The organism is Actinocrinis sp., from assembly GCF_035946395.1.
Taxonomy (GTDB): Bacteria; Actinomycetota; Actinomycetes; order Streptomycetales; family Catenulisporaceae; genus Actinocrinis.
This window is the reverse complement of record NZ_DASYZI010000364.1, coordinates 1-14,885: the sequence shown is the minus strand read 5'-3', so window position 1 is coordinate 14,885 and position 14,885 is coordinate 1. Positions and strand designations below refer to the sequence as shown.

At 70.8% G+C, this 14,885-nt stretch carries 12 protein-coding genes and 2 pseudogenes; 7 read left to right on the top strand and 7 right to left on the bottom strand.

Annotation, left to right across the window (positions count from 1 at the left end; all coding sequences use genetic code 11):
- The 3 genes and pseudogenes from VGS97_RS22565 to VGS97_RS22555 form a co-directional block, all read left to right on the top strand.
- Window positions 1-522: pseudogene (locus VGS97_RS22565) on the top strand (hypothetical protein); the annotation flags it as partial.
- A gap of 196 nt (window positions 523-718) precedes the next feature.
- Window positions 719-1,534 carry an SDR family oxidoreductase gene (locus VGS97_RS22560; protein ID WP_326855622.1) on the top strand — a complete coding sequence of 272 codons (816 nt, stop codon included), beginning with the start codon at window positions 719-721 and terminating at the stop codon, window positions 1,532-1,534.
- Between the two features lie 68 nt (window positions 1,535-1,602).
- Window positions 1,603-3,513 (top strand): helix-turn-helix domain-containing protein, encoded by a 1,911-nt coding sequence (locus tag VGS97_RS22555; protein ID WP_326855621.1) that lies wholly within the window; start codon window positions 1,603-1,605, stop codon window positions 3,511-3,513.
- A gap of 27 nt (window positions 3,514-3,540) precedes the next feature.
- Here VGS97_RS22555 and VGS97_RS22550 read toward each other — a convergent pair whose 3' ends face one another.
- The 7 genes from VGS97_RS22550 to VGS97_RS22520 all read right to left on the bottom strand — a co-directional run bounded on the left by VGS97_RS22550 (window position 3,541) and on the right by VGS97_RS22520 (window position 10,856).
- Window positions 3,541-4,845, bottom strand: coding sequence for a PHB depolymerase family esterase (locus VGS97_RS22550; RefSeq protein ID WP_326855624.1), 1,305 nt, complete (start codon window positions 4,843-4,845; stop codon window positions 3,541-3,543).
- 222 nt (window positions 4,846-5,067) lie between these two features.
- Window positions 5,068-6,030 (bottom strand): alpha/beta hydrolase, encoded by a 963-nt coding sequence (locus VGS97_RS22545; RefSeq protein WP_326855620.1) that lies wholly within the window; start codon window positions 6,028-6,030, stop codon window positions 5,068-5,070.
- Window positions 6,023-7,129 (bottom strand): branched-chain amino acid ABC transporter permease, encoded by a 1,107-nt coding sequence (locus VGS97_RS22540; RefSeq protein WP_326855619.1) that lies wholly within the window; start codon window positions 7,127-7,129, stop codon window positions 6,023-6,025. The genes VGS97_RS22545 and VGS97_RS22540 overlap by 8 nt, the downstream gene beginning before the upstream one ends.
- Entirely contained in the window at window positions 7,126-7,995 is an 870-nt protein-coding gene (locus VGS97_RS22535) for a branched-chain amino acid ABC transporter permease (RefSeq protein WP_326855618.1), read from the bottom strand. The genes VGS97_RS22540 and VGS97_RS22535 overlap by 4 nt, the downstream gene beginning before the upstream one ends.
- The gene (locus VGS97_RS22530; protein WP_326855617.1) at window positions 7,995-8,798 is read right to left on the bottom strand and encodes an ABC transporter ATP-binding protein; all 804 of its coding nucleotides are present in this window, start codon (window positions 8,796-8,798) and stop codon (window positions 7,995-7,997) included. Before VGS97_RS22530 ends, VGS97_RS22535 begins: the two co-directional genes overlap by 1 nt.
- On the bottom strand, window positions 8,795-9,622 hold the full coding sequence (locus tag VGS97_RS22525) for an ABC transporter ATP-binding protein (RefSeq protein WP_414641797.1): 828 nt from the start codon (window positions 9,620-9,622) through the stop codon (window positions 8,795-8,797). Before VGS97_RS22525 ends, VGS97_RS22530 begins: the two co-directional genes overlap by 4 nt.
- Before the next feature lies 1 nt (window position 9,623).
- The gene (locus VGS97_RS22520; protein ID WP_326855615.1) at window positions 9,624-10,856 is read right to left on the bottom strand and encodes a substrate-binding domain-containing protein; all 1,233 of its coding nucleotides are present in this window, start codon (window positions 10,854-10,856) and stop codon (window positions 9,624-9,626) included.
- A 449-nt stretch (window positions 10,857-11,305) separates the two neighbouring features.
- On the opposite strand from VGS97_RS22520, the gene VGS97_RS22515 reads away from it, so the two are divergent.
- The 4 genes and pseudogenes from VGS97_RS22515 to VGS97_RS22500 form a co-directional block, all read left to right on the top strand.
- On the top strand, window positions 11,306-12,094 hold the full coding sequence (locus tag VGS97_RS22515; protein WP_326855614.1) for a CoA transferase subunit A: 789 nt from the start codon (window positions 11,306-11,308) through the stop codon (window positions 12,092-12,094).
- A 1-nt stretch (window position 12,095) separates the two neighbouring features.
- Window positions 12,096-12,758 carry a CoA transferase subunit B gene (locus VGS97_RS22510; protein WP_326855613.1) on the top strand — a complete coding sequence of 221 codons (663 nt, stop codon included), beginning with the start codon at window positions 12,096-12,098 and terminating at the stop codon, window positions 12,756-12,758.
- 193 nt (window positions 12,759-12,951) lie between these two features.
- The gene (locus tag VGS97_RS22505; RefSeq protein WP_326855612.1) at window positions 12,952-14,400 is read left to right on the top strand and encodes an MFS transporter; all 1,449 of its coding nucleotides are present in this window, start codon (window positions 12,952-12,954) and stop codon (window positions 14,398-14,400) included.
- Between the two features lie 215 nt (window positions 14,401-14,615).
- A pseudogene (locus VGS97_RS22500) lies at window positions 14,616-14,885 on the top strand (hypothetical protein); the annotation flags it as partial.

The window sequence follows — 14,885 nt, the reverse complement described above, 5'->3', positions numbered from 1 at the left end:
CGGGCGGGCTACTTCGCTCCGCAGTTCGCCGGGGTGCTGGCGTACCCGAAGCTGGCGGTGCCGGAGACCCGGCGCAAGGCTCTGACGACGGCGATGGGGCTGGCGGTGGGGATCGGGCTGGCGATGGTCGTGACCACCGTGCTCGCCGCCTCTACGCTGATCCGGTTCGCCTTCGGCGCGAAGTACCTCGGCACGTTCGAGGGCTTCGACCTGTCCTCGGCGGCGGGTCTGTTCGCGCTGTCCGGCGCGACCCAGGCACTGGTACAGCTGGCGCTGCTGGATGCGGTCGCGCGGCGCTCGCACGTGACCGGCTGGCTGGTGTTCGGCGGGATCGTGGCGGAGGCGACGGTGATTCTGGCTGTGGCGCATCATTCCGCGCAGCAGATGATCACGACGGCCGCCATCTGCGGAACGGTCACGGCTGCGGTGAGTCTCACCGTCTCAGCGCTCGCCAAGCACCGTGTAACGCATCAAACCGGTGTGGCCGACACGGAGACTGAGTACGTCGCTGCGGCGCAGTGACTTCGGCTCAGCAGTGATTTCGGCACAGGCGTGATTCAACACGGCGGTAATCGCCACGCAGCCGTGACAGCAACACAGCCGTGGCCGAAGCACATGCGTGATCGCAACACATGATCGGTTAATCCACAGAGCTTGGGCGCAGATATGTGGGTGGACCACATGCGCGTGACCGCGACGTGACCTTACGGTCAGGACCATGACGACGGTGGACCCGGTGGCTCCAGTGACCACAGCATCGATGACAGAGACCGGGCCGTTGGCCGCGGGCTTGGACCTGACCGGCCGCACCGCGGTGGTCACCGGAGCCGCGAGCGGAATCGGCCGGGCATGCGCGCTGGCGCTCGCCGCGGCGGGGGCGAGAGTGCGCGTGGTGGACCTGGACGGGGCCGGTGCACAGGAGGTCGCCGCAGTCACCGGGGGCGAGGCACGAGCGGTGGATCTGGCCGAGCTCGACGTGGTCGCGGCGCTCGGCCAGGACGCCGACATCGTCGTGAACAACGCGGGCTTCCAGGTCGTGCGGCCGCTGGAGGACTTTCCGCCGGATGCGTTCCACCGGATGCTCACGGTCATGGTCGAGGCGCCGTTCCGGCTGGTGCGCGCAGCGCTGCCGGGCATGTACGAGCGCGGTTGGGGCCGGGTGGTGAACATCAGCTCGGTGCACGGCCTGCGCGCCTCGGCGTTCAAGGCGGGGTATGTGACGGTGAAGCACGCGTTGGAGGGTTTCTCCAAGGTGGTCGCGGTCGAGGGCGGGCCGCGCGGCGTCACGTCGAACTGCATCAATCCGGGCTACGTGCGCACGCCGCTGGTCGAGCGGCAGATCGCGGAGCAGGCCGCCGCGCACGCGATCCCGCAGGACCGGGTGGTCGGCGACGTGCTGCTCGCCCGGTCGCCGATCAAGCGGTTGATCGAGCCGACCGAGGTGGCGCAGCTTGCGGTGTACCTGTGCTCGCCGCAGGCCTCGTTCATCAACGGCGCGTCATTGACGATCGACGGCGCCTGGACCGCGCAGTGACATGGACTGCACAGTGAAGCTCACCCACACTGGACCGCACCGTGACTATTCCGTCCATTCGGCGAACCGTGTCGGACCTTAACGCCCTCTCCGACACTGAGCTGCCGTTCCTCAGCCTGCTGGTGCAGGACGCCTCGGCGGTCGAGTACGACGCGCCGATCGCACGCGCGCACGCGCAGGGTGCGGACGCCGAGACGATCTCGCGGCTGGAGCGTGCACGCACACTTGCGCTGCGGGTGCGCTCGACGCTACGCGAGCAGCGGCGGCGGGAGAACGAGCTCGCCGCGCTGTTCGAGACCGCGAGCGACCTGGCCGAGCTGCGCGACCTGGACTCGGTGCTGCGGGCGATCGTGGTGCGAGCACGCAAGCTGCTCGGTACCGACGTGGCCTACCTCTCGCTGAACGACCTGGAGGCCGGGGACACCTTCATGCGGGTGACCGAGGGCTCGGTGTCGGCGAAGTTCCAGCAGGTCCGGCTCGGTATGGGTGAAGGGCTCGGCGGGCTGGTCGCGCAGACCGCCTCGCCGTACGTGACGGCGGATTACTTCAACGACGACCAGTTCCATCACACCCGCACCATCGACGCGGCCGTGCATGAAGAGGGCTTGGTCGCGATACTCGGCGTGCCGCTGCTGGCCAGCGGCCGGGTGATCGGCGTGCTTTACGCGTCGGACCGGCGGGTGAGGCCGTTCAGCCGGGACGAGATCACGCTGCTCAGCTCGCTGGCCACGCATGCCGCGATCGCGATCGAGTCGGCGAACCAGTTGGCCGAGACGAAGGCGGCGCTGGCCGAACTCGCCGACGCGAGCCGGACGATCCAGGCGCACAGCGAGGCGGTGGAACGCGCGGCGGAGGCGCACGAGGCGCTGACCGGGCTGCTGCTGCGCGGCGCCGGGCTCGGCGAGTTGGCCGCCTCGGTGGCCGAACTGCTCGGCGGCCCGGTGGCGATCGTGGACGAGACCGGCCGCTGCCTGTGCGGTCTGCTGGAGCCGGACGAACTGGGCTCGGTTGAGGCATCCGCCGCGCAGTCGGCGAAGACCGGCCGTGCGTTGCCGGCCGGACGGCTGTGGGTGGCCGCAGTGACGGCCGGGCAGGAGAAGCTGGGCTCGGTGGTGCTGCGCGGTCGGCCGCAGCTGGACCTGGAGGGCTCCGACCAGCGAATCCTGGAGCGCGCCGCGACGATGACGGCGCTGCGCCTGCTGATCGAGCGCTCCGCGCGGGAGGCCGAGCACCGGGTGCGCGGCGAACTGGTCGCCGATCTGCTCGACGCGGCCGACCGGGGCGAGTCGAGCCTTGATTCGCTGCGCGAGCGGGCGCGGCGGCTCGGCGCGGACCTGGACGTGCCGTACGTGGCGGTGGTCGCGCAGGCGCAGGACGCGGACCGGCAGCGGCTGGCCTCCGCCGCCGCGCACCTGGCCGCGACCAGCCGGGGCCTGGCCGGCGAGCGGGCCGGGGTGACGGTGCTGCTGCTTCCCGGCTCGGACCCGACCGGCGTGGCGCGCGACGTGGTGCACCACCTGCACGGCGCGATCCAGCGGCCGGTGACTGCGGGCGCGGCGGGCCCGGCGCGCGGTCCGGCGGCATTCGCCGCCACGCAGGCGGAAGGTGCCCGTTGTCTCGCGGCGCTGCTGGCACTCGGCCGGATCGGTGACGCGGCGTCGACGCGCGATCTGGGCTTCGTCGGTCTGCTGCTCGGCGGCGTGGAGCCGAAGACGTCTGACGTCCCGGCGTTCGTGCGGGCGACGCTCGGGCCGGTGCTGGAGTACGACGCGCGGCGCGCTACCGATCTGGTGCACACACTCGACGCGTATTTCGGCTGCGGCGGAAACCTGATGCGCACCAAGGACGTTCTGCACGTACACGTCAACACTGTGACGCAGCGACTCGACCGGATCGCGCAACTGCTCGGTGCGGACTGGAACGCACCCGAGCGCGCCCTGGAGTTGCAGCTGGCGTTGCGTCTGCACAGCCTGCTTTAGCTCCAGGACGCGCTCGGAGTCATCACGTCACGGGCAGTGCGTGTCTGCGATGACGTAGTAGTTCGGACCGGTCTCTTCGAGCGTGTGGGTTGCGAACGTGTTCCACAGACCCATGTTCTGGTTCGAACCGTTGGCGTAGGTGTAGCCGCCGGACTGGTACGCGTGGCCGTCCACCGTCTGCTGGTAGTTGCTCTCCGTGAAGCACTTGGGCGTCCACGTGGACGACGGCGATGCTGACGGCGAAGCCGACTTGGACGGGGACGCTGACGGCGACGGCGAGGGAGATGCCGAGGCCGAAGCGGACGCGCTCGGCGACGGCGAGCCGGCTCCGTTGTCCAGCCCCCAGAACACGGCCGTGTAGTACGTCGAGCAGATGTAACTGAGGAAGTACGCGCCGGTCGCGCCGCACTGCGTCAGGCCCGAACCCGGATTGACCGCCAGGCCGTGGCCCATGCCCGAGATCTGGTACGTCTCGACGGCCGGCTTGCCGGCCGAGTCGTTGTAGATGCTCTCGGTGGTGCCGCCGGTGAGGGAGGCCGTGGACGACGCGGTCTGGCTGATGCCCCACACGCCGGTCCACTGGTCCATGAGCTCGGAGAAGTTCGCGGTGTTGACCGTGTAGTCGGAGCTGCCCTGCCAGATCGCGACGCGCGGCCAGGGGCCGTTGTATCCGGGATCCGAGCCGGTGGCCAGCGCGGCCCACTGCGCGACGGTCTTGTTCACCGCGCCGTCCATGCAGGTGTAGGCGGTCGTCTGGCCGCCGGTGGCACACTGCGCGGGCAGTCCGGAGTCGATCGAGCCGGCGGCGAACACGTCCGGGTAGTCGGCGAGCAGGTCGGCGGTCATGCCGGCGCCCGCAGACAGGCCGGTGACGTAGATGCGTTTGGGGTCGATCGAGTAGTGGGCCTGCATGTACTGGACCATCTGGATGATCGAGGCGGCTTCGCCGTTGCCGCGGGTGTCGTCCGAGGAGGTGTACCAGTCGAAGCACTCGGTGGAGCTGTTCGACGAGGTCTGCTGCGGGAAGACCACGTCGAAGCCCCACAGGTCGGCGTACTTGGGCCAGCCGGAGTCGTTGTAGTAGTCGGAGGCCTGCTGGGTGCAGCCGTGCATGGCCACCACCAGCGGGGCGTTCGTCCCGGCCGCGGCCGAGACGTAGTCGTACATCTGAATTGCGCCGGGGTTCGAGCCGAAGTTCGAGACCTGGGTCAGGGACGCGGCGGCGCGGGCCCGCTGCCCGGAGCCGAGCGAGACGAGGAGCGCGGTGAGCACGGCGAGCACGACGGCCGTGGCGCCGAGGGCGCGGGTCGGTCGGCGGCGCGCAAGCGACATCGATTGCACGGAAAGAGACCTTTCGCCGATGGGTATGGCGAGTTCGAACAGCGGGTATGGCACCGCGGCGTTCTGCGTGTCGATCCACTACTTGATCTGCACTGGAGCGCCGGATGTCAGCCGATTTAGCTGCGGCTTGACATTCCGCGTATGGGCCCTTGACGCCGCTTGACCTGAAGGTAGGTCTCTTTCCGCGTAGCCATCATGTGCGCCGGCTCTACTTCACGCCGCGCCGCGCAGTGGAATGCCGCTACCAGTCAACTCCGGCGCACCGCCCGCGGCCGCACCGGCGTGGGCCAGTATCGCCGCGGTGATCGAATCGGCGCCGTCGCCGGGGCCGACCACCGTGTAGTGGTTGGTGCCGGGGATCAGCTGCGCGGCCACCCGGTCCCGGTCGATCCCGGCCGCGTCGAGTACCTCGTCGCTGTAAAAGCCCTGCGGCTGGTTGAGGATGCCGCGCTCGGCGCACAGGAGGGTGACGGGGCAGGTGGTGTGGTTGATCGCGTCGTTGACGAAGTCGTCGACGATCAATTGGCGGCCGTCCGCGCGTATCGCGGCCTCGATGCACGACGAGATCACCCTGCCGTCGGGCAGCCAGAACGTGTCGCGCGCGAGATACGCGGTCAGCTGCGGGCTCCAGTTGCCGACGAAGGAGGGATGCGCGCGGTGGAAGTCCAGGTAGGCCTCGCCGTCGGCGAAGACCATGCGCAGCTTCTTCACCGCGGGGCCGACGGTGAGTTCGAGCAGCTCGTCCGGATCGATGTCCGGCGGCAGGCCGAACCGCGCGCCGCCGTCGACCGCGACCAGTGAGCGCACGCGTTCGGGATGCCGCGCTGCGGCGGTGCAGACGATGAAGGCGCCGAGCGAGTGCCCGACGAGCACGGCGCTGTCGAGGCCGGCGTGGTCGAGCACCGCGATGACGTCTTCGGCGTCGATGTCGAGGCCCCACGGCGGCGGCGGGGCGATGTCCCGGGAGTACGCGCGTCCGCGCAGGTCCAACGCCAGAAGGTTGACTCGCCCGGCCACCGCCTCGGCGACCGCGGCCCAGGCCAGGGCGTTGCCGGTGATCCCGTGCACCAGCACTGCCGTCGGTGCCGCGGCGGCGGTCGCGCGCCAGCGCAGCACCGCCAGATCACCGCCGGGGACGGGTATCTGGTACTCCTCGAAGTTCCGAAAGTCAGCCATGCGCGGATTCCCTTCTCGTCCGCCGTCCTCGTATTCGCATCGTCGAGGTGCGAAGCCGGTCGGGCAATGTCGCGAGGCCCCCCGGAAGGAAAAACACCACCGCCACGAACGAGGCACCCAACAGAAAGAGCGGCTGCTGCAACGGGCCGCGCAGCAGGCCGGGCAGTGCGGCCACCGAGGTCGAGCCGGAGAGCCGGGTGAGCGACTGGTCCGCGTAGGCGTACAGCACTCCCCCGGCGACCACCCCCCAGCGGCGCCCCGCCCCACCGAGCACGACCATGACCAGCAGGCCGAGGGTGAAGTCGGAGCCGGCGACCGTCGGCGTCGCGCCGCCGAGCAGCAGCAGATAGACCACTCCCCCGCCGGTGGCCAGCAGCCCGGCGACCACGAAGGCGAGCAGCTTGAACAGGTACGGGTTGAGGCCGAGCACCGCGACGCGCTGCTCGTTCTCCTTGACCGCGCGCATCACCCGTCCGGGCACGGAAGCCGTCAGCCACCAGACGACCACGGCGCACAGCGCGAGGTAGCCGAGCGCGAGCCAGTAGAGGTTCGCCGTGTTACGGATGCCGGAGAGCACAGCCGGGACGGACGCCGCGTTCAGTGTCTGGCCCTGTTCGCCGCCGGTCAGCGCGGGTGAGCCGGAGACCACGAGCAATGAGACGGCCTGGCCGAACGCTAACGTGACCATGGCGAAGCCGATGCCGTCCACGCGCAGCGCCACCGCGCCGAGCAGCACGGCCGCCGCGAGCCCGACGCCGAGTCCCGCGGCGGCGGAGATCAGCAGGCTGTATCCGGCGTGGTCGACCAGGATCGTGGTGACGTACATGCCGCCGGTGACGAACAGGCCGTGCCCGAAGGACAGCAGCCCGGTGTGGCCGAACAGCAGGTCGTAGCTCAGTGCGAGCCCTGCGAAGACCAGGCAGACCGCGAGCAGTTGCAGCACGCCGGGCGAGTCGAGCGGCCCGTCGAACACCGCGGGGACGCGGAGCGTGGAATAAGGGATCGCATAGAGCAGCGCCAGCACGAGCAGCACGGCCGCGCCGCGGCTGCGCAGCAGAGTCCTTACTGATTTGCTCCGAACGGTGTCGGTCCGAGTCATGCCGGCCTGCCCTTGAGATCGCGCCGCCGCAGCAGGAGCACCGCGGCGAGCAGGATGACCACCGACTCGTCGCCGAGGTTCGGGGAGAGATAGTTCGCGAACTGCTGCGTGAGCCCGACCGCGGCCGACGCGACGGCGGCGCCGGTGAGCGAGCCGGTCCGGCCGAGCACGACGACCACGAACGCGAAGATGAGCAGCGAGGTGCCGTCCCCGGGAGAGATCGAGCCCTGGTACAGGCCGTCGAGCATCCCGGCGAGCCCGGCGGCCGCGCCGCCGAGCGCGAACACGCCGGTGAAGGCCCTGCGCACGTCGATGCCGAGCGCGGAGACCATCTCACGGTCCTCCACACCGGCGCGCACGATCAGCCCGGCGCGCGTGCGCGTGAGCAGCAGGCGCAGGCCGGTCAGCAGCACGAGCGCCGCCGCGATCAGCACGAAGCGGACGGTCGGGACGTGCGCGCCGAACACGCTCACGGTGCCGCCGAGCCAACTCGGCAGCGTCCAGATGCGCGGATCGGCGCCCCAGACCGCTTGCAGCAGCGCCGGAATCGCGAGGCCGAGCCCGACGGTCGCCAGGACCTGGTCGAGCGGGCGTGAATACAGCGGCCTGATGATCACCAGCTCGGTGAGCGCGGCGAGCGCGGCCCCCGAGACGACGGCGACCAGCAGTGCGACGCCGAGCCCGAACGTGCCCGCGACGTGGTCGGCGATGGTCCAGGCCGCGTAGCCGCCGACCGAGACGAAGGCGCCGTGCGCGAAGTTGAGCACGTCCATCAGGCCGAAGATCAGCGACAGACCGGAGGCGACCAGGAAGTACAGGGCCGCGAGCCCCAGCCCGGTGGCGGTCAGCAGTACCAGGGTGCTCATCACGCGCCTCCGGAGGCGGGCATCGCCGCTGTGTCGATCGCAGGCGCTTCGGTCGCGGCCGTGTTGATCCCAGCCGTCTCAGCGGCCTGCGCCGACGGCGCCGAGACGCCCAGCAGGCGGTTGGTCAGGCTCGGGTCGGCCAGCAGGTCGCGGGCATCGCCGGTGTGCACTACACGTCCCATGTCGAGTACGACTGCGTCACGCGCCGTCCTGCGCACCACGGCCAGGTTCTGCTCCACCAACAGGATCGGAACCTGTTCGGCCATCCGCCCGAGCGCGGCCGCGACCATCGCGGTGTACTTCGGCGACAGGCCCTTGGTCGGCTCGTCGACCAGCAGCAGCCGCGCCGGGCCGAGCAGCGCCCGGCCGAGCGCGAGCATCTGCTGCTCGCCGCCGGACAGCGTTCCGGCCCGCTGCCGCGCCCGCTCCCGCAGCACGGGGAAGAGGTCGTGTACGAGCTCGTAGCGCGGCACGCCGCGCGCCGGCTCGGCCAGGCGCAGATTCTCCTCGACCGTCAGGCCGGAGAAGACCACGCGGTCCTCCGGCACGTAGCCGATGCCGCGCCTGGCCCTGCGGTGCGTCGGCAGGGCGCTGATGTCCCGCCCGGCGAACCGGATCTCGCCGCCGGCCGGGTTCAGCCCGAGCACGGAGCGGACCGTCGTGGTCTTGCCGACCCCGTTGCGGCCGAGCAGCGCGGTCACGCCGGTCGCGGCGACGTCGAAGGAGACGCCGTGCAGGATCGCGCTGCCGCCGAGCGTCACCGTCAGACCGCTGACGTGCAGGATCGGGTCCGGCCGACTCACAGCGGCTCCCCGAGGTACGCCTCGCGCACGGCCGGGTCGTCGACCACGGCGGCGGGCCGGTCACAGGCCAGCAGCGCGCCGTGGTGCAGTACCGCGACGCGTTGCGCGAGGCCGAGCACGACCTCCATGTGGTGCTCGACCATCAGGATCGTGGCACCGTCGCGATGCACCTCGCGGATCAGCTCGGTCAGCTCGGGCACCTCCTCGGCGGCCATCCCCGCCATCGGCTCGTCCAGCAGCAGCACCCGGTGGCGCCCGGCGAGCAGGATCGCCAGCTCCAGCTTGCGTTTCTCGCCGTGCGAGAGGGCTCCGGCGCGGGCGTCCGCGCGGCGGGCGAGCCTGGTGCGCTCCAGCGCCTCGGCCGCGCGCTCCCGCGCCGGGCGGCCGATCCGGGTCCACACCTTGAGCGAACCGTAGGGCCCCGCGATGGCCGCCTGAGCCGCGAGCTGCGCGTTCTGCGCGACGGTCATCTCGGGGAACACGCTCGAAGTCTGAAAGGTGCGGCCGAGCCCGTGGCGGACCCGCCGGTGCGTCGGCAGCCGCGTCACCTCCCGCCCGGCCAGCATGATCCGCCCCGAGTCCGGTCTGAGCAGACCACTGACGAGGTTGAACAGGGTGGTCTTGCCCGCGCCGTTCGGCCCGATGACCGCGAGCAGTTCGCCGGGCGCGACCGCGAAGCCGACCCGGTCGACGACGGCGCGGCCGCCGACCCGCCAGGTCAGCTCCTCGACCGCCAGCGCGGGCGCCGGAGCCGCCGCCGTGGCGGCCGTTCCGGCACCCGCGCCCGCACCGAGCGTCCCGGCCCGTGCGTCAGCCACGGTCATCTCATGAACCCGAGGTCGACCAGGCGGCCGTGGCCGGCGGGGGCGGCGCGATGGCGGCCGGGTCCACGGACTTGACCAGCTTCGCCGTCCACGTCGTGCCCGATCCGCTCAGCGTCGCCTGGAACTCCGGCTGGAGCAGCGCGTGGTCGGCGGCGCGCACGGTGTACTGGCCGGCGACGCCCTGGAAGCTCCAGCCCTCAAGCGCGGCGATCTGCTTCGCGACGTCGGTCGGGTCGGCCTGGACCGCGTGCGCGAACAGCTGCGCGGCGGTAAAGCCGTCCGGGGTGAACAGGTCCACGGTGCCGCCGGCCTTCTGCACGCTCGCGGTCATCGCGGCCTCGATCGGATTGCCGCCGCCCGCGCCGGCGAAGTAGTGCGCCAGGAACTCGATCTTCGAGCCCGCGGGACCGGTCGCCGGATAGGTGGCCGTGTTCGCCAGCCCGGTGACCACCTGCGTCGCGGACAGCACGCCCTGCTGGTTGAGCGTGGTCCACAGCTGCGTGGCGTTCGCGCCGGCCCACGCGACGAACAGCAGGTCCGGCTTCTTGGCCAGGATCTGCTGGGTGAACGGCGTGAAGTCGGTGGCGCTCAGCGGAACCAGGACGCTGGAGACGACCGCGCCCTTGGCGCCGAGCACGGCCTTGACCCCGGCGGCGTTCGCGGTGCCGAACTCGCTGTTCTGCGCGAGGACCACGACCTTCTTGCCGGTCAGGTCGCCGACGAAGGTGCCGGCCGTCGCGATGTCCTGATACGACTCGCGCCCGGAGCGGAAGGTGTAGCGGTTGAGCGCGTCGAGCTTGTCGGTCGCGGCGGGTCCGGCGACGAACAGCACCTTGTTCTGCGCGGCGACCGCGGCGACCTGCAACGCGATGGCCGAGTCGACCGAGCCGCCGATCAGCGTGACGCCCTGGCCGATCAGGTCCTTGGCTTCGGACACCGCGGTGGTCGGGCTGTCGGCGTCGTCCTGCACGCTCAGCACGATCCGGTGGCCGTTGATCCTGCCCGTGCCGTTGGTCGCGTAGTCGATCCCGGCGTTGAGGCCCGCCAGGTATTCGGCGGCGTACGACGCGTACGGACCGGACTTCTCAGTGATGATCCCGATCTTTATGTCGGCGCTTGTGCTCGCGGTGCCGCCACCGCCGGCCGCCGTGGTGGGCGTGGCGCACCCGGCGGCTGCGGCTAGAGCTGCACAGGCCAGTCCCGCGCCGAGGCGGCGATGGGAGTGAGAGCGCATCGTTGCTGCTCCTCTGGAGAGTTCCGGCGGGTCCAACTGCTGTCCTACTGCTGCGGGGAACCGTAGGAACTGCGGCGATCGGTACCCATGGAGCGCACCCCCATACTCGGAGCGATCCACATGTGCGCAACCGCCATCCGATCGGTCGGCGCGCTGCTTGAGACTCCCGCATGGAAGCCTGTTGAAGATTGCCGCCCGGTGTCGCCGCACTAGGGGGTGTTTGAGAGGTGGGTTCGGATCAGGGCACGGTGCATGGCGCGCGGTCACGAGGCGGAAGTTCGGTCCCAGACTGGTCGTCCGGGAGCGAACCGACGACGCGGCGAGCGTGCGCGACAGCGCCGCGGCCCCGGCCCCACGGCTCAAACATCCCCTAGAGTCGTCGGCAGGGGTCATCCAGCGGCTTCGCCGTCAACGAGGATTGGGCTGTCGACAAGATAGGAACGGGTTCGATGGACAAGGTGGTCACCGCGGCCGAGGCCGTGGCCGACATTCCGGACGGGGCGAGTGTCGCCGTGGGGGGCTTCGGCCTCTGCGGCATCCCGTCCACTCTGATCGCCGCCCTGCTCGCCAGGGGCTCGACGGACCTGCGCGTGGTGTCGAACAACTGCGGGGTGGACGGCTGGGGTCTGGGCCTGCTGCTCGAAGCGGGCCGCATCACCCGGATGACCAGTTCGTACGTCGGAGAGAACAAGGAGTTCGCCCGGCAGTACCTGGCCGGGGAGCTCGAAGTGGAGCTCACCCCGCAGGGCACGCTCGCCGAGCGGCTGCGCGCGGGCGGCGCGGGCATCCCGGCGTTCTACACCGCGACCGGTGTCGGCACCCAGGTCGCCGAGGGGGGCCTGCCGTGGCGGTACGCCCCCGACGGATCGATCGCGGTCGCCTCGCCGGCCAAGGAGGCGCGCGTCTTCGGCGAGCGCGAGTTCATCCTCGAAGAGGCGATCACCACGGACTTCGCGCTGGTGCGGGCCGCGGTGGCGGACCGGCACGGCAACGCGGTCTTCAACGGCTCCGCGCTGAACTTCAACCCGCTGGCGGCGATGGCCGGGCGGATCTGCGTGCTCGAAGCCGAGCGCATCGTCGAGCCCGGCGAGATCCCGGCGGCCGGCGTGCAGCTGCCCGGCGTGCACGTCCACCGGGTCGTCGAGGCGACCGTCGCCGAGAAGCGGATCGAGCGGCGCACCGTGCGCCCGCGCCCGGACACCACCTCCACCGCCGCCGCGACCACGAACGGGAACTGAGATGGCTCTCGACCGCAACCAGATGGCCGCCCGCGCCGCGCTCGAACTTCGCGACGGCCAGTACGTGAACCTCGGCATCGGCCTGCCGACTCTGATCCCGAACTACGTGCCCGAGGGCGTCACCGTCGTGCTCCAGTCGGAGAACGGCATCCTCGGCACCGGGCCGTACCCCTACGAGGGCGACGAGGACCCCGACCTGATCAACGCGGGCAAGGAGACGGTGACCCTGCTCCCGGGCGCCTCGCTGTTCGACTCCGCGACCTCGTTCGCGATGATCCGCGGCGGCAAGATCGACGTGGCCGTGCTCGGCGCGATGCAGGTCAGCGAGCGCGGCGACCTGGCTAACTGGCTGATCCCCGGCAAGATGGTCAAGGGGATGGGCGGCGCGATGGACCTGGTGCACGGCGCGAAGCGGGTGATCGTCCTGATGGAGCACGTGGCCAGGGACGGCGGCCACAAGCTGGTGAAGGAGTGCTCGCTGCCGCTGACCGGCAAGCGCGTGGTGCACCGCGTCATCACCGACCTCGCCGTCCTCGACGTCGAGGACGAGGGCCTGACGCTGCGTGAGCTCGCGCCCGGCGTGACCGCGCAGGAGGTCGTCGCGGCCACCGGCCCGGCGCTGCGCCTGCCCGACGGCCCGGTGCCGACCATGCCAATCCACTGATGGCGTCCACACACCCGTAAGCAGTCCCCACAACCGGGGGCGGCAGAGTATGCCGCCCCCACATCCCTTCCCCCGAGCTCACACAGGACAGTACGCACAACCCACACGCCGTGCCTCCGGCTCTTCCGGTCCTTCCGGCAGCGAGGCGAATCCCCGGCGCGTCCCGTACTCCGCCTGTGACAGGAGCTCAGCGTTGAGCACCACACCCGCAGTCCAGACCGCCGCCCCCGGCCGGCCGCGACCCCAGTCCCGCTGGCGCGTGGTCGGCGCCGCCCTCGTCGGCACCACCCTGGAGTGGTACGACTTCTTCCTCTACGGCACCGCCGCCGCGGTGGTCTTCCCGAAGGTCTTCTTCGACAAGCACGATCCGCTGACCGGCACGCTGCTCTCGTTCCTCACCTACGCGCTCGGCTTCGCCGCGCGGCCGCTCGGCGGCGTGTTCTTCGGCGACCTCGGCGACCGGATCGGCCGCAAGCGCGCCCTGGTCATCACGCTCGTCATCATGGGCACCGCGACCACGCTCATCGCGGCCGTCCCGTCCTATGCGGCGATCGGTGTCTCCGCGCCGATCCTGCTCACGACCCTGCGCATGATCCAGGGCTTCGCGCTGGGCGGCGAGTGGGGCGGCGCGGTCCTGATCGTCGCCGAGCAGGACCGGAAGCACCGCGGCTTCTGGGCCTCCTGGCCACAGGCCGGCGCGCCGCTCGGCAACGTGCTGGGCACCGGTGTCCTCCTGCTGCTCTCGCAGAACCTCTCCGAGAAGGCGTTCCTGTCCTGGGGCTGGCGCGTAGGCTTCGGCCTCTCCGCGCTGCTGCTGATCGTGGGCCTCTGGGTGCGCGCCTCCCTGAGCGAGACCGAGGCGTTCCGGCAAGCCCAGGCCCGCCGCGAAGCCGTCCGCGCCACCGCCAGGCCGCCGATCGTCGAGGTCTTCCGCACCGGCTGGAAGCAACTGCTGACCGCGTTCGGCGCCCGGATGGCCGAGAACATCTCCTACTATCTGATCACCGCATTCATCCTGGTCTACGTGGTCGACTACCTGAAGTTGCCGAAGTCCTTCGGCCTCGACGCGGTCCTGATCGGTTCAGCCATCGAATTCGCCCTGATCCCGGCCTTCGGCGCACTCTCCGACCGAATCGGCCGCCGCCCCGTCTACCTGGCCGGCGCGATCGGCATCGGCGTCTGGACCCCGTTCTTCTTCGGCCTCCTCAACGCGAAGTCGTACCCGCAGGCCGTACTGGCGGTCACCGTCGCGCTGGCGTTCCACGGCCTGATGTACGCGCCCCAGGCGGCGTTCTTCGCCGAACTCTTCGCCACCAACGTGCGCTACTCCGGCGCATCGATCGGCTACCAGGTGGCGTCCATCGCGGCAGGAGCCCCCGCCCCGCTGATCGCCGTGGCGGTCCTCCAGCACAACGGCGACAAGACCTCCACGCTCCTGGCCATCTACCTGGGCGCAGCGACCCTGCTCACCCTCATCGCAGTGGCCTTCGCCCGCGAAACCCGCGCAACCGACCTCCTCGGTGCCGCCCCCGGAACCATCACCGCATCTTCCGACGGCGTTCGCTCCGCACAGCGAACGCCGTCGGAGCCCGACGTCCGCACATCGCCGTCACCGTCGCCGTCTTCATCCTCGCCATCCTGAGATCTGAGACGCAGTCCTTGCGCCGAGGGAGCCCGTCGCTGCTCGCTGCCAGCAACGACGAGCCAACCTCGGCGCAGCACTGCCCAGTTGGGAACCGATTCCGCGACACTCGTCGCGCTACAAGCACCAAGAAACACACCCCCCGCTGTTGGCGCTGTTGCTGCCCAGGCCGGGTCTGGACCCCACCAGCCGAGAGGGCCGGTAGGGTCGTGCGCGTGGATCTGGACGATATCGCCGCCCGGCTCGGGGTACCCGTCGAGGACGTCGAGCGCGTGCACCGGCTCGCCGGCGACCGGCCGTCGGCTCCGCTGCCGGCCAAGGCCGACGCTCCCGCGATCCTCGATCGGCTCGCGGTGCGGCCGGACGACGCCGCCGAGATCATGGCGGGCTGGCCCGACGCCGATTCCCCGCTGTGGACTGCGGAGCTGCGCTGGCTGCTCGACCGCTCGATCGCCTTGGTCCGCGCCGATCTCGGGGGCCACGGC

Bases quoted from the DNA above. Each gene is read 5' to 3' on its own strand.
- VGS97_RS22560 (WP_326855622.1), top strand. From the start codon at position 719: ATGACGACGGTGGACCCGGTGGCTCCAGTGACCACAGCATCGATGACA.
- VGS97_RS22550 (WP_326855624.1), bottom strand. From the start codon at position 4,845: ATGTCGCTTGCGCGCCGCCGACCGACCCGCGCCCTCGGCGCCACGGCC.
- VGS97_RS22545 (WP_326855620.1), bottom strand. From the start codon at position 6,030: ATGGCTGACTTTCGGAACTTCGAGGAGTACCAGATACCCGTCCCCGGC.
- VGS97_RS22540 (WP_326855619.1), bottom strand. From the start codon at position 7,129: ATGACTCGGACCGACACCGTTCGGAGCAAATCAGTAAGGACTCTGCTG.
- VGS97_RS22535 (WP_326855618.1), bottom strand. From the start codon at position 7,995: ATGAGCACCCTGGTACTGCTGACCGCCACCGGGCTGGGGCTCGCGGCC.
- VGS97_RS22525 (WP_414641797.1), bottom strand. From the start codon at position 9,622: ATGACCGTGGCTGACGCACGGGCCGGGACGCTCGGTGCGGGCGCGGGT.
- VGS97_RS22520 (WP_326855615.1), bottom strand. From the start codon at position 10,856: ATGCGCTCTCACTCCCATCGCCGCCTCGGCGCGGGACTGGCCTGTGCA.
- VGS97_RS22515 (WP_326855614.1), top strand. From the start codon at position 11,306: ATGGACAAGGTGGTCACCGCGGCCGAGGCCGTGGCCGACATTCCGGAC.
- VGS97_RS22510 (WP_326855613.1), top strand. From the start codon at position 12,096: ATGGCTCTCGACCGCAACCAGATGGCCGCCCGCGCCGCGCTCGAACTT.